This is a genomic window from Mycobacterium sp. NGS34 (assembly GCF_059812845.1).
This window is the reverse complement of sequence record NZ_JCALDM010000013.1, coordinates 37,028-63,074: the sequence shown is the minus strand read 5'-3', so window position 1 is coordinate 63,074 and position 26,047 is coordinate 37,028. Positions and strand designations below refer to the sequence as shown.

Sequence of the window (26,047 nt, the reverse complement as noted above, 5' to 3'; positions counted from 1 at the left end):
TGATCATTCTGCACGACGGCATCGTCACGCCCGCCGTAGCAGCATTGCGGTGGTGCCGCTGTTGGCCGCTCCCACGCCAACAGCAGCCAGCTTCGCCCCGTCGACCTGGCGCGCACCGGCCTCGCCACGGATCTGCAGACATGCTTCATGAAGATGCCCGAAGCCGTGGAGACGTCCACCGGATAGCTGCCCGCCGGCAGTATTGATAGGCAATTGTCCGCCTAGCGAGATGCGCGCGGGATCCGCGATCCACGCGCCGGATTCCCCGACTGGACAGAAACCGAAGTCCTCCAGCCAGCAGAGCACGAAGACACTGAATCCGTCATACAGCGAGGCCACGTCGACATCGGCAACATCGAAATCCGTCCGCTCCCAGATCCTGGACCAGCGCGAGCTGATGCGGGTGATGTCGTCTCCCCCCTCCCACGTGAACCGATCGTGGTGAGCACAGTCCAGGGCCTCAACGGCCACCCCTGGGTGGTCCAGCGCGGCGACGTGCTCGGCGCGGGAGATTATGAACGCGGTGGCCCCGTCGCAGGCGATGTCGCAGTCGAACATGCACAACGGGTCGGAAACCATTCGCGCGCCGAGATACGCGTCCAGGTCGAGCGGGTCGCGATAGATAGCCACGGGGTTAAGGGCGGCGTGGGCACGTTGCGCGAGCGCTATGGACGCGAGCTGCTCGCGGTTGAGGTCGTAGCGCAGCATCCGCGCGCGGATTTGGAGCGCCGCCAGGTTGGCTGCCGTGACGCCAAAAGGCATCTGCCACCCCAGCATTCCGGCGGGACGCCCGCCGCCAGACCCGTACCCCTTGCGTCGGCCGGCCCCCTGAGCGGTGCCCTCCCAGATGCTGCGCCAACATAGGACGTGATTGGCAAGCCCTCCGGCAACAGCGAGCATTGCGTCCACCACTGCGCCCAGCTGTCCCGGGGACTCGACTCCCCCGGCGACCCAGTTCGGCTTGAGTCCCAGTGCGTCGTGGATGTCCCGCAGCGACGCCCCGGAGAACCCAACGCCGGGCTGCGATGACCCGGGATAGGTTGTGAGGCCGTCGATGTCGGCCAGCGACAGGCCGGCGTCGGCGACCGCGGCGAGACACGCTTCGGCGGTTAGCTCCAGCGGGTCTCGCCCCAGCCGGCGGCCGATAGCCGATTGACCGATGCCGCTGATGATGGCCCGGTCGGTCACTGCGTTGTTCATCCGCGCTCCGGCTCGAACAATGGAATGAACACCTCGTCTTCGCCGTCGATGCATCGATCGAAAATGACTCGCACAGGCATGTTTTGGGTGATCTCGTCAGGAGCGGCGTTTACCAGGTTGGTCAGCAGACGTGCCCGCTTGTCCTCGACCGGATTGACGAACGCGATGACGTAGGGCGGCGCGAACCCGGGGAACCATTGATGACGGTTCACTGTCCAGGATTCGACGAACCCGCGGCCGCTGAGGTCGACATACTCGGTGGCGGAATGGTCAGCGGGGCACAGCAGCGCGGGCGGGTGACATAGCCGCCGACAGGAGGTGCAGCGCTGCATACGCAACACTCCGTCGGCCCCAGCGGTCCAGAAGGGTCGATTCAGAGCGGTCAGCGCCGGAACCGGCCGGTGAAGGTCTGGCATGTGAGTCATGGGTGAATTCGACTGCTAGCCGAATACTCCCGGCGATTGCGAGTAGTCCACCGTCGACAGCTCGGTCATGCCCCCATCGACGTGGAGCACCGTGCCGGTCACGAATGCCGCATCGTCTCCTGCGAGGAACGCCACGGCGGGCGCAATCTCCACGGGGCTGGCGCCGCGCTTCATGGGCGAGGCCGCCGCGGTCCGCGTGTAGTTGTCCCACTCGGTGCCGATCAGTTTTTCCTGTGCCTCCGTAAGGGCGAACGGACACACCGCATTCACTCGGATGCGGTGGCGAGCCCACTCGTTGGCGGCGACCTTGGTCAGCGCCGCCACCGCGCCCTTGGCCGCCGAGTAGGGAGCGGTGTAGGCGATGCCGGCGAGGGCGGAGCCCGATACGAAGTTGATCACTGACGCCCGCCCCGACTCGCGGAGGAACGGAAAGCAGATCTGCATGAAACGGAAGGTCGCCTTGGGCCCGGTGGCCTCCGAGAGCTCCCAATCCTTGTCGGTGACCAGTTCGAGCGCCTTTGGCATCGCGAAGAACTGGGCCGCGTTCACCAAGACGTCGATGCGTCCGCCTCCGGTTTCCGCCACTTCGTGCACAGCGGCTTCAATCGCATCGCGGTGGGCGACATTGGCCCTGATGAAGGAGGCCCGCCCGGAATTGCCCCGAATGCGCTCGACGCGCTCAAGGCCTTTCTCCCCGTTCAGATCGATGATTGTGACGTGGGCACCCAGGCTGGCCAACTCCTCGGCAATGGCCCCGCCCAACCCCTGAGCTCCGCCGGTGACCAGCGCGTATCTGTCCTCCAGACGAGACAAGACCACTCCTTGCTGCATGTAACAATTGAACATTAGACGTTCTATCATTCAATAATTGCAGATCGTCGCTCCACTGCCTAGTGGGCCTCGGCCGACGGGCTGGACCGTCGGCTCATCGGCTGCGGGTGCGCCGGCTACTCACAGCATGTCCTGCCCAAGTGAGCGCTACCCGCCCTCGCAAGTTATCGAATATCTCGATACCAAGACCACATTCCTCGGCTGACCGGGCGGCCCTGGAACCTCGGTTTGTGCTTGTCCGGGGCGCGCTTCGCCAACGAGACACCGCGTGTCACGTAGCATAAACAGCTGGGGTTATAGCGATCGCCCGCAGAGGAGTGACATGTCGACTGACCGAGCAGCTGGCGAAACGACGGTTGCCGACGACTTCGACCGGCGCGACCAGATACTCGACGCCGCCAACGAGTGCTTTACACAATTGGGCATCCAGCGCACGAGCGTGCAGGACGTGGCGCGGATGGCCAAGGTCTCCCGGGGCACCATCTACCGGTACTTCGAGGATCGCGATGTGCTCATCGAGGCGGCGATCGAGCATGGGGCTCAACGCTTTTACCGTGACGTCGCTGCGGCGATGGAAAACAAGACGACGCTCGCCGAAAAGCTTGGCGCGATGGCCGAGACCCACGCGAAAATTCTCCTCGAGCACCGCACCCGCAACCGACTGATGGCCGATGACGCCGAGCTCATGCGCCACATGGTCTCCGATGGCGACAGTGCAGTCCGGCGCACCACGAAGTTTCTCGAACCCTACGTGCGTGACGCGCAAAAACGCGGTGAGGTCGGCGCAGGAGTCAACGTCACGGCGGCCAGCGAATGGCTGGCCCGCATCATCTACTCCTTCTCGACGGTCAATCAGGGGCTGAGCTTCGACATGACGAAGCCAAAAACTGTGCGCGACTACGTGGAGAAATTTGCCATCAACGGCCTGCGCTGAAGCAAGGGTAGGTCGGCTACGACGCCGATCACATAGCCGTTCGGCTGTCGTGACCCATAGCTGCAGGGTCGGCCGCGAATTCACGGACCATCGCCTGGATCGTGTAAGACGCCGCCAGCCGACCTTCGCGGCTGAAGACGCGGCCATCGCCTTGCACGAGACCGCGCCCGGACCAGAAGGCGTGGTTGGTATACAGCAGCCAGTCGGCAATATCCACGTCGTCGTGAAATGCGATGGTGGCCTTCATAATCCCCGTCGACAGGGTGACGTGGGCGCGAGCCTCGCCCAGGCCGCGATGCGGCAGCATACCGGCCGCAATGGTCCAGTGAGTCGTCGACTGAGCAAGCAACGCGGCCTGCATGTAGGGTTCACTAGGCGCCTCACGAAATCGGACCCACGCGTTGATCACTGGCGGGCCGACCCGGTCGGGGTCTGGATCATAGGCGGCGTCGACCACCCGGATTTCCCGACCGGTCATCCCAAAGCCCGGAAAGGCCGCCGCCGCATCGGGTCCCGGGATGTCCGGCATCCGCTCAGTGTCGCGCATCACCTCGCTCGCGCCGGAGTCCGCGAGAACAATTCCCGCGGCGCGTAGCATGCCGTGCTGATTCACGCGGACTTCGGCCGAGGAGAACGTTCTGCCGCGGCGAAGGACGTCGACGGTCAGTTCCACCGGAGCATCGAACGATGCCGCTTTGGTGAAGATCATCGATGCCGATGTAACTCTTTGCTCCGGAATCACTTTCGATGCCGCAACAATGGCCTCCGCGAGCAGTTGCCCACCCTCGACGACGTTGCGGCGGGTGGGCCCATGAGCCGGCCCCGTGAAACAGCCGTCTCTTATGGGCTCGACGTCGATCAGCCTGCGCAGCTCGTCGGCGTCTCCCCACAGTGGGAACGTGACAGGAACCCTCGAGCCGTCAGGCCACTCCTCTACGACGACGACACGCAATACGTCGTCGTAGAAGGAGACGTGCCCCGCGATCGCGGCGACTTCGGCCAACGGGGAGCGGTATGTCCACACCACGTTTTCGATAGCGGGGGTCGCACCAGTCAACGTCCAGTAACTTGCTCGGCCCTTGAAGGGGCACACGGTGCTGTGGTCCGACGGCACGAAGAGGTCCCACCGCACATCGGATTCGGGAAAGTACAGGCGGTCGTCGTGGTCGGTCTCGGTGACCACGAGGCAGTGGTCACTTTCGGCGACGAGTACATCGCGGAACCACACCTGGCCGGTGTAAGGGCACGGAGTTGTTTCGATCCGATATTCGGGGTGATCGGGCCACGCCGATCGGACCTGCGCTGTCATGCCGTCGCCGCCCTACGCATCGATGACGGTGGACGGACGACGAGTTGCTCGAGGCCGACGACGGGAAAGTTCAGTGCGCTCGCGAATACGCCCGCGAGCACATCGGCAACATCCTCGGGCGCCATCAGCTGCTCCTGAAGCAGACCGCGCGCGATCCAATCTTGGACGACAACCCCCAGTAGGTCAGGGTCAAACGCCGCGGTGAACTCCGTGGGCACGGTGCCTCCCACCGTGACGCAGCAGAACCGAAAATTCGGATGCTCGTTGCGCCACGCGTTGAGGCTCTCCGATAGCGCGGCCTTGCTGGAGGAATAGGCGCCGAGGGCAGTCCGTGGCTGACCCACGGTTTCGGAGGATAGTGCGCTGACGATCGCGGCGGGCACAAGCACCGGGACACAAGACTTGATCACTTGGTGGACGCTGATGACGTTGGTGCGCATCACGTCAAGCCAGTCGTCGGCGGAGGTGTCGGCGAACATCCGCAACGGGGCGTAACCCACCGAGACGAACAGCAAGTCGATGCCGCCCAGCGAGTCTCGGGCGACATCGGCGAGGCGTGCGCAATCCTCCACGCTTCGCACATCTGCGGCCACGGCGTTGCCGCAGCCGGCCTCGTCGGCGACCTCTTCCAGACGATCCCGCCGACGCGCCGCAATGAGCAGCTCCGCGCCCTCCTTGCCCGCACGCACGGCGAACGCCCGCCCAATCCCGGCCGATGCGCCCACGACCACGACGCGCTTGCCGGCCAACGTCCGTTCACTCATGGCGTCCTCTTCTCGCGTTCACAGCTCAGTCTGCATCCGCTTCGTGGAGAACATTAGTACATATTTTGTTCAGTTGCGCCTAGGTCCGTCTTTCGCCGAAAGAAGATCAGCGGAGACCGTTGATCGCGAAAGTTTCGACGTAGCGCCGCACCGTCTCCGGCTTGGACATGTCGAATGTCTGGGCCTCGTTGACGGTGGAGAACGAGTAGATGATGCGGGCCAGCCATTCGCTGGCGGCCGTCACATCGACGCCGCCACCGATCTCGCCGCGGTCCTGGGCGTCGCGCACGTATGGCACGAGAAATGCGGTGGTGCGGCGGACTGCGGTGTCGCCATCGGAGATCATGTGTCGCATCAGCTCTGCGTCATCGGCCATCAGTCGGTTCCGAGTGCGATGGTCAAGAAGTATCTTGGCGTGGGTTTCGGCCATGGCGCCAACCTGCTCGGCCAGGGTAGCCTTCGTCGCCATCGCCAACGCGACTTCGCGATAGAACCGCTGGGCTCCGAACTCAATAGCGGCTTCGATGAGCACATTACGGTCCTCGAAGTAGCGGTAGACCGTGCCGCGCGACACGTTTGCCGTCCGCGCGACATCCTGCACGCTGGTGCGCGCGATACCCAGCTGGGTGAAGCATTCGTTCGCCGCCCCCAGAATTTGGTCCCGGCGATCGAACTCCTCGGCCGAGTCCAGCTCGGCAGTGGCCCGTCCCGTCGACATTTCGCTCCTCGTGCCGTGATCGCCGCCTACCCCGAAACAGCCATCGTACGCGACAAATGTGCCCGATGTGTTCCATCCATGCCCACGATTACCTGCATCCAGGAGGCGATTAGTGATCATTTCTACATATATCGTCTGTTTGTTTAGTATGAATCTTTGCCGAATGAGTTGCTTCAGGGTTCGATCGCACGGGAGGGACTGGGTGTGGACCTGGGTGTGGCGGGGCGCAACTTCGTTCTCGTCGGCGGCACCACCGGGATGGGGTTCGCCGCGGCCGAGCAGCTCGCCGCCAATGGGGCGAACGTGGCGCTGCTGGCTCGTGACGCAGAGCGGGCCCGAGCGCGTGCCGAGCGCCTGACCGAAGACTACGGGGTGGGTGCGGTCGGCATCGCCGTCGACGCCGCCGCCACCGGCGATGGCGTGGGTCGCGCCGTCGACCGCGCGGCCGCGAGCCTGGGTCCGTTGCGCGGGCTGGCCGTCACCGCGGGACCGATGAACCAGCAGGGGCCGTTCCTCGAACACGGCGACGAGTCGTGGGACTGGTATTACCAGTTGATTTTGATGGGGACAGTGCGGTCCTGCCGCGCCGTCATCCCGCACCTGCAACGCAACGGCGGCGGAACCATCGTGACGACGGCCGCGTACTCCGTTCGCGCGCCCAAGATCCTGATTCCGCCGTATAACGCGCTGAAGGCGGCGGTGTTGACGTTGTCGAAAATCCTGGCGAAAACGCATGGTCCGGACGGCATTAGGGTGAACACCGTGTGCCCGGGGCTATTCGACACCGAGGTGAACGACTTCATTCGCGCCCAGCGGGCAGCCGAGTACGGGGTGGCGCTTCAGGACGCGATCTACACGCACCTGGCCAGCAACCCGGACTGGAATATGCGGGTCGCCCTCGGCCGCGGCGGCCGTCCCGAGGAGGCGGGTGAGCTGATCGCGTTCCTGCTCAGCGACAGGGCGGCGTTCATGACGGGCGCGGCCATCAACATCGACGGGGGCACGGATTTCTGACGCTCAAATCCCGATCTCGTCGGCGAGCAGTCGCCGGTGAAAGGAGGCGTCGCCCAGCAGGTGCCCCGACGATTGAGCACGCTTGAAGTACAGATGAGCGGGATGTTCCCAGGTGAACCCGATGCCACCGTGGATCTGGATGTTGGCGGCGGCGGCCCGGGCGTACGCCTCCGAACTGCACGCCTTGGCCAACGACGCCACCGCCGGCAATTCGGGCGAGCGTTGGGCCGCGGCTCGGACCGCGTAATAGGCCGCCCCGCGGGCACATTCGATGTCGAGGAATACATCTGCGCACTTGTGGCGGATGGCCTGGAATGAGCCGATGGGCTTGCCGAACTGTCTGCGGGCCTTCGCGTAGGCAACGGCCATCTCGAGGCAGCGTTGCGCGCCACCGACCTGTTCGGCGGCCAGCGCGGCGCAGCCGAGCGCGAGGGTCAACCGCAACACCGCCTCCGCGCCGCCTTCACGGCCGACGAGCGACGCCGGCGTAGCGCTGAATTCGATACGGGCCTGCTTTCGGGTCTGGTCCAGGGTGGACAGCGCGCGCCGGGCGACGCTGTCAAAGCGTTCGACCGCGAACAGCGACAGTCCGGAGTCAGTCTGGGCGGCCACCAACAGCACATCGGCGCTGCAGCCGTCGAGGACATAGGCTTTGGCTCCGTCCACCACCCACCCGTCGGCCGTTTCTCGCGCCCGCGCTTGGATCGCGCCGGCCTCCCAGCGGCCCGACTCCTCGGTGACCGCGAGGCTGGCGATCGTCGCCCCGGACGCGATGCCCGGCAGGTATCGCCGCTGGGCCGCGTCGTCGCCGGAACCGAGGAGCGCGCTCGACGCCAGTACCGCCGAGGCGAAGTACGGAGAGGGAACCAGGGCCCGCCCCAGCTCCTCGGCGACGACGCCGAGTTCGACGAAGGTGGAGCCTTGTCCGCCGAATTCTTCCGGGATCGCGAGTCCCACCAGGCCCAGTTCGTCGGACATCTGCGCCCACAACAGCGGGTCGTAGCCCAGCGGTGACTCCATGTGGCGGCGCACCTGCGCCTCGTCGGACTTGCTCTCGAAGAAGCTGCGCACGACGCGGCGCAACGCGTTCTGCTCGTCCGTGAAGCCGAATCCCATTGCATTACTCAACATTTCAAGACTTCGCGGTTCCGCGTCCGGTCGGGCTGACCCGCGGCGCCGCGGCGCCCCGGCGCAAAGTGCGCAGCCACTCACCGACGGCAGCGGGGGCCGGCACCGGCGCGTCGAAGCGTCCGGGATCGGCCGCCCAGAACTCTTCCCACGAGGGAAACGCGTCGTGAAACGAGCCGTCGTGGTCGGGGCTGCCGGGCCAACGCACCTTCTGCGGACCGACCGGCGGGTCGGTGATGTCGCTCCGGTACCAGAACAGCGGGGTGCGGCGGGCGAAATACCAATGGCCGTCGCGCCGTTCGTAGCGGTCCAGATAGGCCAGCATCTCGATGAACCATGCGGCCTCGGTTTCCAAGTCGTTGCGCGAGTACACAAGTCCGCTCGCGGTATCGGCGCCATGGACGTCGATGACATGACCGAGGACACCGTGCGCGCTGCCCAGCAGCGTCGGACGCACCTCTGCGTCGTACCATTGGCGCATCGCGTCGCGGCCGCGGCGTTTGCCCGGCAACCCGACATCATCGACGAAAAGATTTGCCAGGGAATCGAAGTCACGCATGTCCAACGCCACCGCGTACCGCGCCGCCAGCTGACGAATTTCCTCGATGGCCTCCAAGCGGGAGATTCGCTCCTCCAGTCCGGTCACGCCAGCTCCCCCGACGTCAGCAACTGCACCAGGCGGGGCTTGTCGATCTTGTTCGTGGTGGTGTACGGCAGCCTATCGGCGTCGGAGAGGATCACCCACCGCTTGGGAATCTTGTATGCGGCCAGTTCCTTTCGGCACACGGCCGCAAGCTCGTCCTGCGACGTGCGCCGCCCTTGATTGAGCACGACCACGGCGCAGACGAGCGCACCCTTGTCCGGGTCGGGAACACCGACGACATAGGCGATCCGGATGCCGTCGACGCCGCCGATCACCGACTCGACCTCCACGGGCGCGACGTTGGCGCCCGAGGTCTTGATCATGTCGTCGGTGCGCCCGGCGAAATACAGAAACCCGTCGTCGTCGAGGTATCCGGCATCCTTGGTGTGATACCAGCCGTCGGCGTCGAACAGGGCGCTGTGCTGCCGTCCGACCATGCCGCGCATCATGGCCGTTCCCCGCACGCAGATTTCCCCTACCGTCCCGTTGGGCACCTCCACGCCCGACTCGTCGACAACCTTGTGCTGATAGCCGGGTGCGGCTACCCCGAGCGACCCGCGCTTGGATTCCGGCACCGGTTCGTGTGGTGGCCACCAGGTGTGCGAACTGCACGTTTCGGTCATCCCCAACTGCGTGACCAGCAGCGACGGGTCGACCGCGCGCAGCTCCGGCGGTAGCAGGACCTGGTGGTATCCCGCGCGCAGACTTGACAGATCGGCGTTCGCAAAATCGGGATGATCCGCCAGTGCGCGGCCCACGTGGGGGAATCCCGTTGCGTAGGTGGCCTGTTCGGTTTCGAGCAGGCGCAGCACGTCGCCGGCGTCGAACTTGTGCTCGGTGAGAATGGTGGCGCCGGTCTGCATCGGTCCGAGCAGACCGAAGACCAACCCGGCAACCCAGAAGAACACCATCGGGATGTAGACCCGGTCGTCGGGCTTCCACTCGTGCTGCGTGGCGACGAAGCGAGAGTGTGTGATCACGGTGCCGTGCGTGTGGATGACGCCCTTCGGGTCCGAGGTGCTTCCCGATGTGTAGATGACGACCAGGTCGTCCGAAGGGCGGACGGTCGATTCGCACGCGCGCAGAAACGCTTCAGGCGCCGGGTCCGGCCATGTGGTTGGCCATGGCCGGTCAGTATCGCCGAGGGGAAAGACGTTGCGCAACTGAGGTAGTCGTTCCAGGGCCAGCTGCGCGCCCGAGGTCGGAAAATCACCCGCGGCCTCCGTGACCCGCGCCAGCATGTCCTTGCCGAGCAGTGAGTCGACCGACAGCAGGGTGTGGATATCGGCGTCGCGGAGCAGCCACCTCAACTCCGGCGGCTGAAAGAAAGTGTTGATCGGCACCGCGACTGCGCCGATCCGCGTGGCCGCCAGGAAGGCAACCGCGAAATCGGGTCCGTTGGGCGCCAAGATTCCGACCCGAACGCCTTTGGTGATCCCCGCCGCCAGCAGCCGCCGCGCCATCTCGGCGGACCTAATATCGGCCTGCGCGTACGTGATCCGCTCGATCGTTCCCCCGCCGGCCGCGCTGACGACGAAGTCGTTGTCTCCGTACGCCGCGACCAGGTCGGCCAGCATCGACGGGACGACGGGTGCGTACGGCAGCGGGTCGTAGCTGAACGTTCGTGCGGATTCAGCCATGGCGCGTCATTTCATAACTCATTCCACTACCCACCGCGGTTCCCGCTTCTCCGCGAACGCGAGCATCCCTTCCCGGTAGTCGGGGTGGGTCAGCTGGTGTTGCAGCACGTAGCGATACGCGACGTCGTTGGCCGCCCGCAACCCGACATCGAGGCTGCTCCACATCGCCTTGATCGATGCCTGGACCGTCGCCGGCGAGAGTTTCGCGATGTCCAAGGCGATTTCGCGCGCCCGCTGTTGCAACCGGTCCGCGGGCACGACCTCGTTGATCAGGCCGATCTCGTAGCCCCGCTGCGCGCTGATCCGGCCCTGCTTGGTCATGAGACCCAGCTGCATCACCATTGACAGCGGCATTCTGCGCAGCAGCACCGCGGGCTCGAGCGCGAACACGTTGCCCACTGCCAAATGCGTGTCGATCAGCTCGGCATGCTCGGCGGCGATGATGAGGTCGGCGTCGGCGACCTGGTGCAGGCCGCCGCCGACGACCATTCCGTTGAGGGCGCAAATGACCGGCTTCCACACGTTGTGGTGCAGGCGCGAGCCGGGAATCTTGTTGCGGATGCCGCCCTCGGCCGTCGCCCGGATGTCCTGGCCCGCCGAGAATGCGCGGTCGCCGGCCCCGGTGATTATCGCGACCCGGATGTTCGGGTCCTCCCGCACCCGTGCCCAGGCGATGCCGAGTTCGGTGCGGGTCAGGTCGTCGGTGGCGTTGAGCCGCTCCGGTCGGTTGATCGTGATGGTGGCGACCTGCTCGCTGACGTCGAACAGGATTCTTTTCAGCTCCACGACATCCCCTGGCATCGATTCGTAGCAGTAAACACTACATCAGCATCTGTCTTGTCGTTCCGCGTCGGCCTCATGGCATCCACTGCCCACCCGACACCGAAATCAGCTGGCCGGTGATGTGTTTGGCCGCGGATGAACACAAAAATGCCACCACGCCGGCGACGTCCTCCGGTTCTCCGATGTTTCCGGTCAACGTTGTCCGGCGCATCTGTGCCAACTCGTCCTCGGTCTTGCGTGACAACAGCCACGGTGTCGCGGTGGTCCCGACCACGACGGTGTTGACCCGGATGGCGTGGACACCGAGTTGGACGGCCATCAACCGGCTCAACCCTTCAACGCCGGCCTTGGCCGCCGCATAGGCCGGCGGGCCGGTGCGTACCCCGTGGGCGGACACCGAGCTGACGTTCACGACGACCCCGCCGCCGTGGGCGACCATCTGCCGGGCGACGACCTGCGCCATCACGAAGGTGCCCTTGAGGTTGACGTCGACGATGCGGTCCCAGTCCTCGTCCGTTTGCTCGAGAAATGTTCCGGGCAGCGTCATACCCGCGTTGTTGACCAACGCCCGTACGGGCCCATACCGGTCAGCCAAGGTGCTCAGCGCGTCCTCGACCGCGTCACGGTCGGTGATCGATACGTTCATCGGGACGAGCAATCCCGATCTCGCCTCATCCGAATCCTCCGCTCGCGCAATGGCCTTCGCGTTCACATCGATCGCGGCCACTCGGTGCCCGCTGCACATGAGCGCGGCCACAATCGATTCACCGATGCCTCGCGCTCCCCCGGTGACGACCGCGAGGGGACGGGAATCACCCGACACGCTTGCCACCCCCCTGCCCCGGCCCGGAGGTGGCGCCGGTGCGCTCGATCGCGGCGATCGAGGGCCGCACCAACTCCACGGATTCGGCCATCAGTTGCGACAACTCACCCCGACCACCGGCGGCGACCCACGAATCGATCGCTGCGCGGTTGGCGGCGTTGATCAGCGTGGCGGCCAGCCGAGGCCGCAAGTCTTGTTGGGTGTCGCTGCCCAGCCAGCGCGCAACCTCGGCGGTGAGCTGATCGATCCAGTTCTCGTTGATCCGCAGCATGGTCGCGCGCAGCGCCGGCAGGCTGTGGTACATCCGCGCTCGGACCAGGAACATTTCGGGCTGATCGACGATCGCCCGCGCCACGGCCATCGACGTCTCGGCGAGGGCGTCCCACAGGGAGTCCGAGCGCGCGGCGCGGAAGCGGCGGATGGCCTCCTGCAGCCGCTCGGCGTAGCCGTCGAACAGGATGTCTTCCTTGCTGGCGAAGTGATGGAAGAACGTGCGCGGCGCGACCCCGGCCGCCGCCGAAATCTGGTCGACGGTGGTCCCCTCATAGCCCTGAGTGGTGAACAGCTCGATCGCCGCATGGATGAGCGCCTCTCGGTTGCGCAACCCGCGGGCCCGTCGTTGGTCCATGCTCATACCCCTGCCAGCGTGGCGGTTCCGGAGCTCAGGGCGACGACGTCACCCTGCAGCGTCCGGAAACGCACCGAATCTTCGGTTCGCCAGATCTCCGTCCGCAGCGGGGCATCGAGCTTTACCTGCTTGGAGAACCGGCACGCCAAGGATGTCAGCGACCGGGGGTTCCCGTCGCCGATCCGGTCGATCACCGCCCGCGCGGCGAATCCCAGCGTGCACAGCCCGTGCAGGAAGACGTCGTCGAAGCCGTACTTGCGGGCCGCCGCCGGGTCGATGTGCAGCTGGTTTCGGTCGCCCGAGAGCCGGTAAAGGGCGGCCTGCTCGGGCCGGACGACGTCGTCGAACACAGCATCCGGCGGTCCGTCGGGGTCCGGATCGGCAGCAGGTCCACGCTCACCGCCGAACCCCCCCGCACCGAGGACCATGGTCTGGGACCTGGCGACGAACACGATCCCGTCCGGGTCGGCGCCGCGGCTGGTCAACTCCACGGCGGCGTGTTTGCCCTTGTCCCACACGGCCGACACCTCGGCTCGCACCGAGATTTCCCCGCTGGCGCCGATCGGCCGGTGCAGTTCCAGCGACTGTGCGGAGTGCACGATCGGGTACGTCCCCAGGTCGAGCACACTGCGCAGGTCCTTGACGGCCCACCAGTTGGCCACCAATGCGAACGTCGGCAGCACATCGGGACCGCAGGCCTCGTTGAGCAGCCTCAGGTCAAAAGGTGGGCGAGCGCCCACCCCCAACGCATACAGGATCACGTCGGTCTCGCCCCAGCGGAAGGTGCTCGCCGGCAACGCCGTTCCGACCGCCGAATCGGACAGAGCCACGGCACCTCCTACTAAACGGATTGACGATATATGTTCAATCGTGCAGTATTGTCGCAGTGAGTGCAACTACTCTTTACCGATGCGAACAGCGGGAGGGACCGACATGAAGTTCGGCGTGTTCATCCTCGGCGACAAGCCCAACCACCTCAGCGAGCGGGAGGTGCTGGCCAACGTGCTGGAGGAGGCGCGCTGGGCGGAGGAACTCGGTTACGACGAGATCTGGCTGGCCGAGCACCACTTCTCCCCCTACGGCATGCTCCCGGACCTGCCGCAGATGGCGACCGCCATCGCCGCGCAGACCGAACGCATCCGCATCGGCACCGCGTGCATGGTGGCGCCCTTCCACGAGCCGATTCAGTTGGCCGAACGGATCGCCTTGGTCGACGTCCTGTCCGGCGGGCGCTTCGACGCCGGCTTCGGGCGCGGCTATCAGTCTCATGAGTTCAAGGGTTTCGGCATCTCGATGGACGAGGCCACCGGTCGATATCAGGAGTGCGTGGAGATCGTCAGTCGCCTTCTGACCGAAGAGAACGTCAGCTTTCAAGGCAAGTACTTTCAACTCGAGGACGTCACCATTTACCCGCGGCCGGTGCAGCAGCCCATCCCCGTGTGGGGCACCGTGATGAAGACGCCGTCGAGCTTCGAGTGGCTGGCAGAGAAGGGCTTCGGGGCGATCATCGGCAATCCCTACCAGGTGGACCCGGACCTCCAAGGAGCGCTGGACATCTATCTGAAGGTGCAGTCCCAGAAGGGACTTGACGCCGCCACCGGCAACGTGTGGGCGCTGCTGAACGCCTTTTGCCACCAGGACGACGCGTTCGCCCGCAGCTATCCGCGCGAGAGTGTTGAGTTGTCCATTCAGACCCATCGCAAGTATTCGAGCCCGTTCGAGCGGGGCGGGGAAATTCCGGCCGACTACAAGGCTTACTCGGACTGGTTTGAGAAGCACGACAAGCAAAGCTATGAGCAGGTGCTGAATTCGCACCTGACGCTGATGGGCGACCCGGACCGGATCGTCGGCAAGATGCGTACCGTCATCGACATGGGCTGGCGCAACATCATTTTGCGCATGTCGCGCGGCGGAGCCATGGACCGCACAAAAGTGTACGAGTCGATGAAGTTGTTCGCCCAACAGGTGATCCCTGCGGCGACCGAGCTCGCGGCAGCCGCGGCTTGAGCCAGCAACTCGCCGAGCGCATCCGCGCGGTTCTCTCACTCGATCCGCGAGCGCCCGCGATCGAGTTTCAGGGCCGATGGGTGGATTGGCAGGAATTGTCGGACGTTGCCGCGGGCGTTCAAAATTGTTTGGGACCAGCCGGTTTGGGTCAGGGTTCCCCCGTCGGCCTGGTGCTGCGCAATCATCCCGCAATGGTCGGGGCCGTGCTCGGCGTGTTGGTGGCCGGTGGTTGCGTGGTCACGATCAACCCGTCACAGGGCGACGCCGGGCTCTGTGCGGACATTGGCGAGCTGCGGTTGCCCGCAGTGGTGGCATTACAGACGGACTGGGAGCGCTTGGGCGTCGTCGACGCTGCGGCCGGGTCGCTGGGCGTCAGGGTATCGAGTGCGCCAGCCGGCGTCGCCGCTGTGGACGGTCTCGAACATCCCGGACCGGGTCCGTTCCGCCCACCCGCCGAGGGTATCGCCGTCGAGATGCTGACGAGCGGCACCACCGGTCCCCCCAAGCGAATACCGCTGTCCTACAGCTCCTTCGAGCACACCGTCGCAGCGGCGGGCGCACATTACAGTGTTAGGCCCGGGCATGCCTCGGAGCTGAGACTGCGTTCGGGCGTCGCCATCGTCTCATCTCCCCTGGTGCATATGTCCGGGCTGTTCCGCACCCTGCTCAACATCTGCGAGGGAAGAAAGATCGCGCTCCTGGAGCGATTCCGGGTTCCGGACTTTGTGGATTTGCTACTCCGGCACCGACCGAAGGCCGTGAGCCTGGTGCCGGCGGCGATGGCGATGGTGCTCGACGCGGGCGTGGATCCGGAGGCCTTTTCGAGCGTCGAGGTGGTGACCTCGGGTACCGCACCCCTGCCGGTCGACCTACAGACACAGTTCGAGTGTCGCTACGGCGTCGCGGTGCTGCCATCCTACGGCGCAACGGAATTCGCCGGCGGCGTGGCCGGCTGGAATCTCGCCTTGCACCGGCAGTGGGCGACCGCCAAGCGCGGAAGTGTGGGACGCCCGCAACGCGGCCGGGAGATCCGCGTCATGTCCCTCGAGGACGACACGGAGATGCCGCCCGGCGAGCCGGGCCGCATCGAGGTTCGCACGACGGGCGGGGACTGGGTGCGGACCACCGACCTCGGCCGAGTCGATGCCGACAGTTTCGTGTTCATCGACGGGCGCATCGACGACGTCATCATTCGCGGGGGTTTCAAGGTCAATCCGGCCGAGATCGTCGGCGTGCTCCGGAGCCATCCGGCTGTCCGCGATGCCGGCGTGACCGGCCTGCCCGATGAACGGCTCGGCCAGGTGCCGGTCGCGGCGGTCGAGTTGACCGACGGCGCGCACGCCACGCCGGAGGACCTGCTCGCCTACGTGCGTGAACGGGTGAGCCGTTACTGCGTCCCCGCCCGGGTGATCGTGGTCGAGGAGTTGCCCCGCACGCCGTCGCTCAAGGTCAGCCAACCAACTCTGCGCGAACTCTTCGAAGGGACAGCAAGTTGACGACCCGAAGTGTGGCCGCGATTGTCGGTGTCGCCGAAGAGGTTTCGGCCAGCGGGGTGATCGATGTCCCACTGCGCCAGCTCGAGGCGCGCGTGATCACCGCCGCCCTGGCCGATGCGGGGTTGTCGCTGCGCGACGTAGACGGGCTGTGCACCTGCACCGGCGGAACGCTCATGCATTCGGTGGAGATGGCCGAGTACCTGGGGATAGTTCCGCGCTTCACCGACGCGACGCAGACCGGCGGCGCCAGCTACGGGTTGTACGTCGAGCACGCCGCCGCGGCGATCGCGGCCGGCGAGGCGGAGACGGTGGTGATCGTCTATGCGTCGACGCCGCGCGCCGCCCGCAAGCGTGGCGAAAAGGGCCTCGGCGTCTTCGCCACGCCCGAGCGGCTGGAATGGGAGACGCCGTTCGGGGTGATGCTACCCATCAGCGCCTACGCCCTGGCGGCCAACCGACACATGGCGACGTACGGGACGACGCCCGAACAGCTGGCGCAGATTGCCGTCGACACCCGGCGGTGGGCGGCGCTGAACGAGCGGGCTCACCTGCGCGAGATGATCACCGTCCAGGACGTCCTGGACTCCGGCTTCATCGCAGAACCCGTGCACAAGCTGGAGTGCTGCCTGGTCACCGACGGCGCTGCGGCACTGGTGGTTACGAGCGCCGAGCGCGCCCGCGAGTTGGCCAAGCCGCCGGCCTTCGTCCTGGGTGCGGCGTCCGCGGCCTCGCACGCGATGATCTCGCAGATGCCCGACCTCACCGTCACCCCGGGGGCGGTGTCCGGGCCGGCCGCTTTCAGAACCGCGGGGTTGACGCCTGCCGACATCGACGTGGTCGAGCTCTACGACTCTTTTACCATCACGGTGTTGCTGGCGCTCGAAGACCTGGGCTTCTGCCCCAAAGGCGAAGGCGGACCCTTCGTCGGTGACGGCGCATTGGGCCCCGGCGGTACGCTGCCCGGTCAAACGTCCGGCGGCGGCCTCGCCTACACCCACCCCGGGGCCTTCGGGGCCTTCCTGCTCGTCGAAGCCACGCGCCAATTGCGTGGCGAGTGCGGCGAACGTCAGGTCCCAAACGCGAAAACGGCTGTGGCACATGGCACCGGCGGAGTGCTCTCGGCGACATCGACGGTGATTCTGGGAACCGAGGCCGCGCTATGAGCGAAACCGTCCCGGTTCCCGCGCCCAGCCCGGCGCCCGCCCCCTTCTGGGACGCCACCCGCCGACGCGAGCTCACGGTCCAGCGATGCGAATCCTGCACTCGGCTCGTCTGGTATCCAAGGTTCGTCTGCCCGCACTGTGGCGGATCGTCGCTGCTGTGGGAGAAGTTGAGCGGTGACGGGGTCGTCTACGCGGTCAGCGTGCACCATCGGGCCGCGATCCCGGCACTGGCCGACAAGGTTCCCTACTCGGTGGTCCTGGTCGATCTGGACGAAGGAGTTCGCCTGATGTCGAACGTGTTCGGTCCACCTCCCGCGGTCGGTGACCGCGTCACCGTGGCGTGGGTGCCGCTCGAAGACGGCCGCAACCTCGCGGTCTTCGAACCGAAGTGAGTCCCGATACCGCGCTGCGCAAGTTCCGCGAAGAACTGGTGCTGCGGCACGTCGCCGCCGAGAATGCGCGAGACCTGGAGGCGGCGATGGCCACGTTCACTCATCCCCGCTACGAGATCATCCCTACCGGAATGGTTTTCGATGGTGACGAGGCGGTACGCGCCATGCTGCTGCAGCAGTGGGAGGATCTGCCGATGCTGCAATACTCCGCGGCGGCGATCTACCACGGGGAGGACGGGCTTGCCGTTGAGACCCGAACCACCGCGCCCGGCACGCCGCTCGACATGCTGAGCGTCAACCTCTTCGGGTTCCGTGGGCCGGATCTGGTCTTGGAACGTTGCTATTTCGATCGGATGCTGCTCGCTGCGCAGCTCGATGCGATCCGCGCGCCCTAGCCGATCGACGCAGGTCGGTCTTCGGTGGCATCGACGACGACCCTGCGGTGCACGATCCGCCACCGCCCCCCGCCGTCGAGCGCATATTCGTCCACGTAGCGGATGTGCATGACGTGGTTGCGGCCGCCCGGCTCGCCTCCGCGAAAGTGATTGGCTGTGCAGTAGATTTCGCCGACCGCCGACTCTCCCTCGACAACATACAGGCCCTGGGCGATGAGGTGCGCCGTGCGCGGCCAGCGCGCAACGATGTCGATGACTCGCTTGATCTCTTCGTGGCCGGTCAGCGTGCCCGGTTCGCGTCCGGGCCTTTCGACGAGCATCGAAGCGTTGGGCGCGAACACCGCCAGGAGCGCGTCGCGGTCTCGACGGTCGACCGCCGCCGCATACCTGCGGGACAGCGCTTCGAGCTCCGCATGGGGAACTGCCCGCGAGATATCCATCTGCTTCCCGTGCCGGCCGGATAGAGACCCGTAGACGATACCGCCCGGGGTTGTCGAGTCAGCGGCCGGCGGTTTCAGTGCGCGCCTCGTCGGACATTCGTGCACCGAAGCGTGGCACGCTGACGAGATCACTGCCGTGCGCCTCGTTGACGGCACGCTGCAGCGGTATCAGCAGCGGCACGAAGAGGAGCTGGTCGGCAACCATCGGCGTCAGCAGCCGGTTGTGTACGAAGCCGAATGAGCTCTTGCTGATCGGGTCGGCCCAGCCGATGGTCCCGCCCAGACCGGCATGCCCAAAGCCCCGCAGCAGTCCCGGCACCGGTGATCCGTGGTAGCCCAGATGAAATGACATTGGAAAGAAGACGTTGAGGTCCGGCCGCAGGCTGCGCCTGCCCGTGAGCGACGCGACCAAACCCTCTGAGAGGAAACGCCGGCCGTCGATACTTCCGCCGTTGGTGAGCGCTCCGTACATCTTGGCCAGCCCCCGCGCGCTCACCACCGCGTTCACCGCGGGAATCTCGCTGTCCAGCAGCGCCATGTCGCCCTGCACCAGCGAGGTGATACCGGGTACGTAGGTCGCGCCGAGCGGACCCGGAAGCGGCAGTCTGGCCATCAGCGAGATCAGCCGGCCGAGCACCGGGCCGCCCGAGAAGCGTTGCGGGAACATCGTTTGCGCGGCCTTCGTGGGCCCGTCGGCCGGCGGCCGCCCCAGGTGAATACCGTCGGTGTCCAGTGGTCCCGCGATCTCCGTGCGGAACAGCTCCCGCATGCCTTTGCCGGTGATCGCGCGGGCCAATCCGGATACCAACCATCCGAACGTAAACGCGTGATACGCCGCCCGGCCGGCGAGGCGGTCGACCGGCGCCGCGGCCAGTCGCTCTTCCATGTAGCGGTGATCGAGCAACTGCTCGGTGGTGATTGTGCCGAGCCGGGACAGGCCCGTCGTGTGACGCATCATGTCACGCACGGCGATGCCGGCCTTACCGTTGGCGCCGAACTCGGGCCAGTAGTGCGCGATGGGGTCGTCGTAGGACAGCAACCCACGGTCGGCGAGCCGGTGCAGGACCGTCGACGCCACGCCCTTGCCCGCGGAGAAGACCATCGCGCCGGTGTCCGCCGACCAGGGCACCCGTCCCTCGCGATCGGACCAGCCGGTCCACACGTCGACGACGGGTTCCCCATCGACATACACGGACAGCGCCCCACCGCCATACCGTGGGCCGGGAAACAGCGTGGCGAAGGTTTTCACTGCGCAGGCAAATCGAGGGTCGGCGGCACCGTTCACGTGGGTGGGCAGACCATCACCGGCCCGCAGGGCTGGTCGCTCGGGCATAGCGGTCGACGTTCTCCTCAACTGACGCTTGAGTCGCCCCCATCGAACGACTGAACAGATATCGTCATATTGTATTGTATGCTCGTCGGCGGAGTGCACATCGCGAAGGAGTGGTGATGGCCACGCAAGTAGACACCGGAACCCGGGCCCTGAGCAGCGACCGTGCCGTCGAGTTGTACCGACTCATGAGCAAGGTGCACCACAGCGACCAGCGCGTCCGAAAGGGCCTGTCTTCCGGTGAAATCGCGATGAGCTACTGGCCGGTGGACGGCCAGGAGGCGATGTCGGCCGGGGCCGCGCTCGCCCTGTCAAGCACCGACCAATTGGTCACCACGTATCGCGGACTTGGCGACGTGGTGGCCAAGGGCATCGACCTGCCTGGGTATTTCGCCGAGATCTTGGGCCGCGGCACCGGCCTGTCGAAGGGCAAGGCCGGCGCCATGGGCATTTACGACCCCGACCACGGCATCGCGTGGACCACCGGCATCGTCGGTGCGGGCCCGCTGATCGCGAACGGGATCGCATTGGCGGAGGCCATCAAGGGCAGTGACCGCGTGGTGCTGGTGAGCTTCGGCGACGGGGCGACCAGCATCGGCTACGTCCACGAAGCCATGAACATGGCGGCGCTGTGGGCGCTTCCGGTGGTGTTCTTCTGCCAGAACAACGCGTGGGCCGAATGCACGCCGGTGGCGGGGTATACCCGATCGACGCGGCTGTCCGACCGTGCCGCCGGGTACGCGATGCCTGGCGTCACGGTCGACGGCACGGACCCGCAAGCGGTGTACCAAGCCGTGGCCGAGGCCGCCGAGCGCGCACGTTCCGGAGCCGGCCCGTCGTTCGTCGAAGCGGTCGCCTACCGCCTGCAGGGGCACTACTTCGGCGACCAGATGCCGTACGCCGACCCGGACGAACTGGCAGCCAAGCGCGCCGACCCGCCCTTCGCCCGGTATCGGCAGCGGCTCATCGACGCGGGTCTGGCCGATGAGGCCGACCTTGATCGCCTCGACGCGGATCTCGTTGCCGAGATCGACGCAGCCTTCACCGCCGCGCGCGACGCCGAGTTCCCCGACGCCGACGAACTGACCCGCGACGTGTTCGCCTCGCACGGCGTCGAGATCGCGGCACCGGTCACAGAACGTGCCGCGATTCCCGACGGCGAAACGGAGACCCTCGGCCTCGTGCAGGCGATTCACCGCACTCTGGACCGCGCGATGGCGGCCGACGATTCGGTCGTGCTCCTGGGCGAGGACATCGCCGACCCGTCGGGCGGCATGTTCAAGATCACCGCGGGGTTGTCCACCAAGTACGGCGCCCACCGGGTGCGCGACACTCCGATTGCCGAGTCCTCGATCATCGGCGCCGCCGTGGGTGCTGCCCTGGGCGGGCTCCGTCCCGTGGCGGAGCTCATGTTCGTGGACTTCCTGGGCGTGGCGATGGACCAGATCGCCAATCACGCCGCGAAGATCCGCTACATGTCCGGCGGCCGACAGGGCGCACCGCTCGTCATCCGCGCGATGGTGGGCACGGCAGCCGGCCCGCAACACTCCCAAGCGTTCGAGGCCTGGGCGATGCACACACCGGGCATCAAGGTCGTGTGGCCGAGCACCGCCGCCGACGCGGTCGGGCTGCTCAATGCCTGCCTGGCAGAACAAGACCCATGCCTGTTCATCGAGTCGATGAAGCTTTACTACGGCGGCGGCAAGGGGCCCGTGCCCACGGCCGACTATGTGATCCCCCTCGGCCAGGCCGACGTCAAACGCGCCGGCACCGACGTCACGATCTGCACTTACGGCAGCCTGGTGCACGCCGCGCTCGATGCCGCCGATCAGCTTGCCGCCGAGGATGTTTCGGTGGAGGTGGTCGACCTGCGCAGCCTGGTGCCATTGGATCTGGGGACGGTCCTCGACTCGGTACGCAAGACCCGTCGCCTGGTGGTGGCCCACGAGTCCGTCGGCTTCTGCGGGCCCGGTGCCGAAATCGCAGCGGCGGTCGGGACAGAGCTTTTTGGCGTGCTGGTGAGCCCGATTCAGCGCGTAGCGGGAACGTACACGCCCGTTCCCCGGGCGGCGACATTGGAAGCCGCCTGCCGTCCGGACGCCGCGCGGCTTGTCGAAGCGGTCAGGAGGATCGCGTGACGGAGGTGCGGATGCCGAAACCGGGCGACGCAATCACCGAGGCCGAGGTCACCGACCTCTACGTAGCGGACGGTGCGCACGTCTCCGTGGGGGATCCCCTGTACCAGATCGCCACCGACAAAGTCGAGATGGACATCGAAGCACCGGCCAGTGGCATCGTTACATGGAAGATCAGCGCCGGGACGACCTATGACGTCGGCGAACTGGTCGCAGTGATCGAGGCACGGTGAACGCGCTACCGGATTCCGTCGACGTCGACCTCTGCGCCCCAGAGCTCGAAGGCAGGATCGACGGCGACACCCTGACCGTCACCATCAACCGACCGGAGAAGAAGAACGCCGTCACCGCGGACGGCTACCACGGGATCAAACGGGCAGCGATGATCGTCGCCGACGAACCGGACCTGAACTTCCTGGTGATCACCGGGACGGGCGACGTGTTCTGCGCGGGCGGCGACATGAACGCGGTGCAGAATCCCGACCGCAGGTGGGACGCGTTCACCGAGTCCTACGACGGAACACCGTTCGAAACGCTGGGCAAGATACCGAAACTCGTCGTCTGCGCGGTCAACGGCATTGCCATGGGTGGCGGGTTGGTGATGACGTTGTTCGCCGATCTGGTCGTCGCCTCCGATCGCGCCCGGTTTCGCGTCCCGGACCTTACCCGCGGCGTATATGAGGCGTTCGTCGCCGCCCGCCTGCCGCAGCGGCTGGGTACCCTGCGCGCCAATCACCTGATCTACGGCAATGATTGGATCGACGCAGTTGAGGCCGAGCGTCTCGGGCTGGCCGGCAAGGTCGTTGCGCACGACGCCCTGCGGTCGGAGGTCGATGCGTTGCTTGAAAGGGTCCGGAAGACGGGCCCGGCCGCGCGCGCTGCCGTCAAACGCGAAATGGCGCGCGCGTTACCGCCCGTCGACGTGACGGGCTACTGGTCCTCAATAGGAACCGCCGAACAGATCGAGGCCTTCACGGCGTTCCTGCAGAAGCGATCTCCAGATTGGGCCGTCAACCATGATCGCGACGCGTTCGTCCAAACCAGACGATCGGCGTGGCTGGCGCCGCAAGAGGACGGCTGACCGCCCATGACCGAGCTACCGCAGGGCACGTCGGAACTGACCGGCTGCGAAGAGATCCTCGTGGCCGCCGACGGTCCCGTCCGGATCGTGACGCTGAACAATCCCGACGACGCCAATGCGGTCAACAACACGATGCACACGGCATTTACGAGACTATGGGCGACCTTGGCTGAGGATCCCGAAGCGCGCGCGGTGCTGATCACCGGCACGGGCGATTACTTCTCCGCCGGTGGAAATTTGGTGGAGTGGCTGGAAACCCATGTCAATAATCCGGTCACTCGCCGTGCCGGGATGCGCGACGCCCGACGCATCGTGCGCGACATGATCGACTTTCCGCTGCCCGTCGTCGCCGCTGTCAACGGGCCCGCGGTCGGGTTCGGGTGCAGCATCGCGGTCTTGTGCGACATCGTCCTGATGTCCGACCGGGCGTTCTTCGCCGATACACATGTCGCGAGCGGGCTGGTGGCCGGCGATGGCGGTTCGGTGCTGTGGCCGTTGCTGATGAGCCTGTTGAAGGCCAAGGAGTACCTGATGCTCGGCGAACGCATCAAGGCCGACAAGGCGGTCGAGTTAGGCTTGGCCAACCGGGTCGTGCCGCACGCGAATGTCAAGCAGGAGGGGCTGTCGATTGCTCACCGCCTCGCCGCGTTGCCGCCACGGGCCGTGCAGGACACGAAGCGGACGCTGAACTTGCACGCCCAGCGCGCGATCACCGGCATCCTCGAATACGGGATCTCCGCGGAGACTGAGTGTTTCACCACGCCCGAACACCGGGCCGCCATCGACAAGTTCCTCGGCCGACAGTGACATTCAGCGATCCATTGATCCGCCGCGAGGACCGCGACGGCATCGCCGTCGTGTTGCTCAACCGGCCGCGGCAGCGCAACGCCCTGCGCTACGAGTCGTGGACCGAACTTTCGCATGTGCTTTACGCCGTCGTCGACGATAACGTGCGCGGCGTGGTGTTGGCGGGTTCGGATGGATTCTTCTGTGCGGGTGGCGATTTGAAGACCGGGCCGGCTCACGGACCTGGCCCGTTGGGCCCGGCAGGCCGCGTCGAACATGCCCAACGGGTGATGGAGCAACTCAAAGCACTGCCGGTGCCGACCATTGCCGCGGTCGAGGGCGCGGCCGTCGGCCTCGGCTGGAGCCTTGCCCTGTCATGCGACCTGGTTGTGTGCGCTTCCGACGCCTTCTTCGCCGCGCCGTTCGTGGCGCGCGCCGTTGTTCCCGACGGCGGGTTGGCGTGGCGCCTTACTCAGCAGTTGGGGAAGCATCGCGCGGCCTCGCTGCTCCTGCGCGGAGTCCGAGTGACGGCAGCCGAAGCCGAGACGCTCGGACTGGTGACTGACGTGGTGGCGCCAGGATCGGCGATTGCGCGTGCGCAGGCCATCGCCCTTGAGCTGGCGCAAGCCGACACCGGGGCGGTCGAAATGACCAAGCGGCTGATCAATTCGGCCGAGGCCGCGCAGCTCGCCGCCTTTCATCCGCTCGAGCTGGCGATGGCGACCGTGGCGCAGCAACGCTCGGCGGCCGCCCAAGGGCGAGCCGCCTACTCCTGACATCAGCGTGGCAGTCCCAACCCGACCGTCGAGATCAGGTCGCGTTGGATCTCGCTGGTGCCCCCGCCGATCGTGTGCAGCAACGACAGCAAGAGGCCTTCTGAGAAGTGCCCGTCGAGCACGGCGTCCGGATCGTCCGGCATGAGTTCGCCTGCCGGACCGAGGATTTGGGCCCCGAGTCCGCGCAGCTCGGCGGTCAATTCGGAGTGATAGAGCTTCGACAACGACGGCAACACGGGGTCCAGCGCGCCCGCCGCCTGCAGGTGCGCCACGCGATACGACAGGGCGCGGCCCACCTCGACGCGCTCGACGGCGCGGGCCAGCGCGATGCGGTTGGCCGGGTCGGACAGGGGGTCGTGCGCGGATCCTTTCTGCGCGTGGCACCAGTCGACGAGCTCGTCGAGATAGCGCTGCGCCTGGGATGCCCGGGTGATGTTCGACCGCTCGGCGTCGAGCAACGCCTTCCCCACCGTCCAACCCTCCCCCTCCGCCCCCACGAGGTTGGTGGCGGGCACGCGCACAGCGTCGAAGAATTCCTCGGCAAACGTCGGATAGCCGGTCATGGCTCGGATGGGCCGGCGCGTGATCCCCGGACTATCCAGGTCCACGAGGAAGAACGAGATTCCGGCTTGGCGCTTGTCCGCCACGGGCGAGGTGCGCGCCAGGACGAAGATCCAATCCGCGAGCACGCCGTTGCTCGTCCAGGTCTTCTGTCCGTCCAGGACGTACTCGTCGCCGTCCCGCCGGGCCGTCATGCGCAGCGACGCCAGGTCGGAACCGGCCTCCGGCTCCGAATAACCCTGTGCCCACATCCTTTCCGAGCGTGCGATGGCCGGCAGATGCTCCGCTTTTTGTTCGGGCGTCCCGTATCTGAACAAGACCGGCGCCAGCATGTTGACTCCGTTGGTGTTCACCAGCGGTGCGCCCGCATAAGCGAGTTCCTCACGAATGACCACCTGTTCGACGATCCCGCGTCCGCCGCCTTCGTACTCGGCGGGCCAGTGCGGCACGAACCATCCCTGCTCGTGCAACTTTCTGCAGAACGAGACCGCACGCTCGTGGGCGTCGCGCGGCAAGTAGTCGGGATTCGCGGCGCTGCGGCGGAACTCGTCGGCCAGGTTGTGCGCCAGCCACTCGCGGATCGAAGCCCGCAGTGACTCGGTGCTCTCGTCACCGCCGAATTGGATGATGGGCTTGCACGGCATG

Annotated in this window: 28 protein-coding genes; 12 read left to right on the top strand and 16 right to left on the bottom strand. The window is 66.1% G+C overall.

Features of this window, described 5'->3' with window-relative positions:
• Positions 1–24: 24 nt before the first annotated feature.
• From AC5Y7V_RS24885 to AC5Y7V_RS24875, 3 genes are read right to left on the bottom strand one after another with little or no spacing between them, the layout of a single operon-like run.
• Entirely contained in the window at positions 25–1,200 is a 1,176-nt protein-coding gene (locus tag AC5Y7V_RS24885; protein ID WP_499882704.1) for a thiolase family protein, read from the bottom strand.
• Positions 1,197–1,616, bottom strand: a complete 420-nt coding sequence (locus AC5Y7V_RS24880; protein ID WP_499882797.1) for a Zn-ribbon domain-containing OB-fold protein — start codon at positions 1,614–1,616, stop codon at positions 1,197–1,199. The genes AC5Y7V_RS24885 and AC5Y7V_RS24880 overlap by 4 nt, the downstream gene beginning before the upstream one ends.
• Positions 1,617–1,640: 24 nt before the next feature.
• Positions 1,641–2,456 (bottom strand): SDR family NAD(P)-dependent oxidoreductase, encoded by an 816-nt coding sequence (locus AC5Y7V_RS24875; RefSeq protein ID WP_499882703.1) that lies wholly within the window; start codon positions 2,454–2,456, stop codon positions 1,641–1,643.
• A gap of 322 nt (positions 2,457–2,778) precedes the next feature.
• Between AC5Y7V_RS24875 and AC5Y7V_RS24870 the strand changes: the two genes are divergently transcribed.
• On the top strand, positions 2,779–3,390 hold the full coding sequence (locus AC5Y7V_RS24870) for a TetR/AcrR family transcriptional regulator (RefSeq protein WP_499882702.1): 612 nt from the start codon (positions 2,779–2,781) through the stop codon (positions 3,388–3,390).
• A gap of 28 nt (positions 3,391–3,418) precedes the next feature.
• Here AC5Y7V_RS24870 and AC5Y7V_RS24865 read toward each other — a convergent pair whose 3' ends face one another.
• The 3 genes from AC5Y7V_RS24865 to AC5Y7V_RS24855 all read right to left on the bottom strand — a co-directional run bounded on the left by AC5Y7V_RS24865 (position 3,419) and on the right by AC5Y7V_RS24855 (position 6,181).
• On the bottom strand, positions 3,419–4,699 hold the full coding sequence (locus tag AC5Y7V_RS24865) for a DUF427 domain-containing protein (RefSeq protein ID WP_499882701.1): 1,281 nt from the start codon (positions 4,697–4,699) through the stop codon (positions 3,419–3,421).
• Positions 4,696–5,448 (bottom strand): SDR family oxidoreductase, encoded by a 753-nt coding sequence (locus tag AC5Y7V_RS24860; RefSeq protein ID WP_499882700.1) that lies wholly within the window; start codon positions 5,446–5,448, stop codon positions 4,696–4,698. Before AC5Y7V_RS24860 ends, AC5Y7V_RS24865 begins: the two co-directional genes overlap by 4 nt.
• Positions 5,449–5,569: 121 nt before the next feature.
• Positions 5,570–6,181, bottom strand: coding sequence for a TetR/AcrR family transcriptional regulator (locus AC5Y7V_RS24855; protein ID WP_499882699.1), 612 nt, complete (start codon positions 6,179–6,181; stop codon positions 5,570–5,572).
• 156 nt (positions 6,182–6,337) lie between these two features.
• Between AC5Y7V_RS24855 and AC5Y7V_RS24850 the strand changes: the two genes are divergently transcribed.
• Positions 6,338–7,195: an SDR family NAD(P)-dependent oxidoreductase gene (locus AC5Y7V_RS24850; RefSeq protein ID WP_499882698.1), complete on the top strand. Its 858-nt coding sequence runs from the start codon at positions 6,338–6,340 to the stop codon at positions 7,193–7,195.
• Between the two features lie 3 nt (positions 7,196–7,198).
• Here AC5Y7V_RS24850 and AC5Y7V_RS24845 read toward each other — a convergent pair whose 3' ends face one another.
• The 7 genes from AC5Y7V_RS24845 to AC5Y7V_RS24815 all read right to left on the bottom strand — a co-directional run bounded on the left by AC5Y7V_RS24845 (position 7,199) and on the right by AC5Y7V_RS24815 (position 13,670).
• Positions 7,199–8,311 carry an acyl-CoA dehydrogenase family protein gene (locus tag AC5Y7V_RS24845; RefSeq protein WP_499882697.1) on the bottom strand — a complete coding sequence of 371 codons (1,113 nt, stop codon included), beginning with the start codon at positions 8,309–8,311 and terminating at the stop codon, positions 7,199–7,201.
• Positions 8,312–8,327: 16 nt separating this feature from the next.
• Complete coding sequence (locus AC5Y7V_RS24840; protein WP_499882696.1) at positions 8,328–8,969, bottom strand: nuclear transport factor 2 family protein; 642 nt, start codon at positions 8,967–8,969, stop codon at positions 8,328–8,330.
• Positions 8,966–10,606, bottom strand: a complete 1,641-nt coding sequence (locus tag AC5Y7V_RS24835; RefSeq protein ID WP_499882695.1) for a class I adenylate-forming enzyme family protein — start codon at positions 10,604–10,606, stop codon at positions 8,966–8,968. The genes AC5Y7V_RS24840 and AC5Y7V_RS24835 overlap by 4 nt, the downstream gene beginning before the upstream one ends.
• An 18-nt stretch (positions 10,607–10,624) precedes the next feature.
• Positions 10,625–11,392: an enoyl-CoA hydratase-related protein gene (locus AC5Y7V_RS24830; protein ID WP_499882694.1), complete on the bottom strand. Its 768-nt coding sequence runs from the start codon at positions 11,390–11,392 to the stop codon at positions 10,625–10,627.
• A 70-nt stretch (positions 11,393–11,462) separates the two neighbouring features.
• On the bottom strand, positions 11,463–12,212 hold the full coding sequence (locus AC5Y7V_RS24825; protein WP_499882693.1) for an SDR family NAD(P)-dependent oxidoreductase: 750 nt from the start codon (positions 12,210–12,212) through the stop codon (positions 11,463–11,465).
• Positions 12,202–12,840, bottom strand: coding sequence for a TetR/AcrR family transcriptional regulator (locus AC5Y7V_RS24820; RefSeq protein WP_499882692.1), 639 nt, complete (start codon positions 12,838–12,840; stop codon positions 12,202–12,204). Before AC5Y7V_RS24820 ends, AC5Y7V_RS24825 begins: the two co-directional genes overlap by 11 nt.
• Before the next feature lie 2 nt (positions 12,841–12,842).
• Entirely contained in the window at positions 12,843–13,670 is an 828-nt protein-coding gene (locus AC5Y7V_RS24815) for a MaoC/PaaZ C-terminal domain-containing protein (protein ID WP_499882691.1), read from the bottom strand.
• A gap of 103 nt (positions 13,671–13,773) precedes the next feature.
• Here AC5Y7V_RS24815 and AC5Y7V_RS24810 point away from each other — a divergent pair, with 103 nt between their 5' ends.
• The 5 genes from AC5Y7V_RS24810 to AC5Y7V_RS24790 are packed head-to-tail and all read left to right on the top strand — an operon-like array spanning position 13,774 to position 18,293.
• Positions 13,774–14,847, top strand: a complete 1,074-nt coding sequence (locus tag AC5Y7V_RS24810; RefSeq protein WP_499882690.1) for an LLM class flavin-dependent oxidoreductase — start codon at positions 13,774–13,776, stop codon at positions 14,845–14,847.
• Positions 14,844–16,343, top strand: a complete 1,500-nt coding sequence (locus AC5Y7V_RS24805; protein ID WP_499882689.1) for a class I adenylate-forming enzyme family protein — start codon at positions 14,844–14,846, stop codon at positions 16,341–16,343. Before AC5Y7V_RS24810 ends, AC5Y7V_RS24805 begins: the two co-directional genes overlap by 4 nt.
• A complete protein-coding gene (locus tag AC5Y7V_RS24800; protein WP_499882688.1) occupies positions 16,340–17,506 on the top strand; it encodes an acetyl-CoA acetyltransferase in 1,167 nt (388 codons plus the stop codon). The genes AC5Y7V_RS24805 and AC5Y7V_RS24800 overlap by 4 nt, the downstream gene beginning before the upstream one ends.
• Positions 17,503–17,898, top strand: coding sequence for a Zn-ribbon domain-containing OB-fold protein (locus AC5Y7V_RS24795; RefSeq protein WP_499882687.1), 396 nt, complete (start codon positions 17,503–17,505; stop codon positions 17,896–17,898). The genes AC5Y7V_RS24800 and AC5Y7V_RS24795 overlap by 4 nt, the downstream gene beginning before the upstream one ends.
• Complete coding sequence (locus tag AC5Y7V_RS24790) at positions 17,895–18,293, top strand: nuclear transport factor 2 family protein (protein WP_499882686.1); 399 nt, start codon at positions 17,895–17,897, stop codon at positions 18,291–18,293. Before AC5Y7V_RS24795 ends, AC5Y7V_RS24790 begins: the two co-directional genes overlap by 4 nt.
• On the opposite strand, the gene AC5Y7V_RS24785 is transcribed toward AC5Y7V_RS24790, so the two are convergent.
• The gene (locus tag AC5Y7V_RS24785) at positions 18,290–18,733 is read right to left on the bottom strand and encodes a nuclear transport factor 2 family protein (protein ID WP_499882685.1); all 444 of its coding nucleotides are present in this window, start codon (positions 18,731–18,733) and stop codon (positions 18,290–18,292) included. The genes AC5Y7V_RS24790 and AC5Y7V_RS24785 overlap by 4 nt on opposite strands.
• A 58-nt stretch (positions 18,734–18,791) precedes the next feature.
• Positions 18,792–20,066: an esterase/beta-lactamase LipL gene (lipL, locus tag AC5Y7V_RS24780; protein WP_499882684.1), complete on the bottom strand. Its 1,275-nt coding sequence runs from the start codon at positions 20,064–20,066 to the stop codon at positions 18,792–18,794.
• A gap of 116 nt (positions 20,067–20,182) precedes the next feature.
• Here lipL and AC5Y7V_RS24775 point away from each other — a divergent pair, with 116 nt between their 5' ends.
• From AC5Y7V_RS24775 to AC5Y7V_RS24755, 5 genes are read left to right on the top strand one after another with little or no spacing between them, the layout of a single operon-like run.
• Positions 20,183–22,201, top strand: a complete 2,019-nt coding sequence (locus AC5Y7V_RS24775; RefSeq protein WP_499882683.1) for an alpha-ketoacid dehydrogenase subunit alpha/beta — start codon at positions 20,183–20,185, stop codon at positions 22,199–22,201.
• A complete protein-coding gene (locus AC5Y7V_RS24770) occupies positions 22,198–22,431 on the top strand; it encodes a lipoyl domain-containing protein (RefSeq protein WP_499882682.1) in 234 nt (77 codons plus the stop codon). Before AC5Y7V_RS24775 ends, AC5Y7V_RS24770 begins: the two co-directional genes overlap by 4 nt.
• Positions 22,428–23,279: an enoyl-CoA hydratase/isomerase family protein gene (locus tag AC5Y7V_RS24765; RefSeq protein ID WP_499882681.1), complete on the top strand. Its 852-nt coding sequence runs from the start codon at positions 22,428–22,430 to the stop codon at positions 23,277–23,279. Before AC5Y7V_RS24770 ends, AC5Y7V_RS24765 begins: the two co-directional genes overlap by 4 nt.
• Positions 23,280–23,285: 6 nt before the next feature.
• Positions 23,286–24,086: an enoyl-CoA hydratase/isomerase family protein gene (locus AC5Y7V_RS24760; protein ID WP_499882680.1), complete on the top strand. Its 801-nt coding sequence runs from the start codon at positions 23,286–23,288 to the stop codon at positions 24,084–24,086.
• Complete coding sequence (locus tag AC5Y7V_RS24755; protein WP_499882679.1) at positions 24,083–24,841, top strand: enoyl-CoA hydratase/isomerase family protein; 759 nt, start codon at positions 24,083–24,085, stop codon at positions 24,839–24,841. Before AC5Y7V_RS24760 ends, AC5Y7V_RS24755 begins: the two co-directional genes overlap by 4 nt.
• Positions 24,842–24,843: 2 nt before the next feature.
• Here AC5Y7V_RS24755 and AC5Y7V_RS24750 read toward each other — a convergent pair whose 3' ends face one another.
• A complete protein-coding gene (locus AC5Y7V_RS24750) occupies positions 24,844–26,046 on the bottom strand; it encodes an acyl-CoA dehydrogenase family protein (protein ID WP_499882678.1) in 1,203 nt (400 codons plus the stop codon).
• Between the last annotated feature and the right edge of the window lies 1 nt (position 26,047).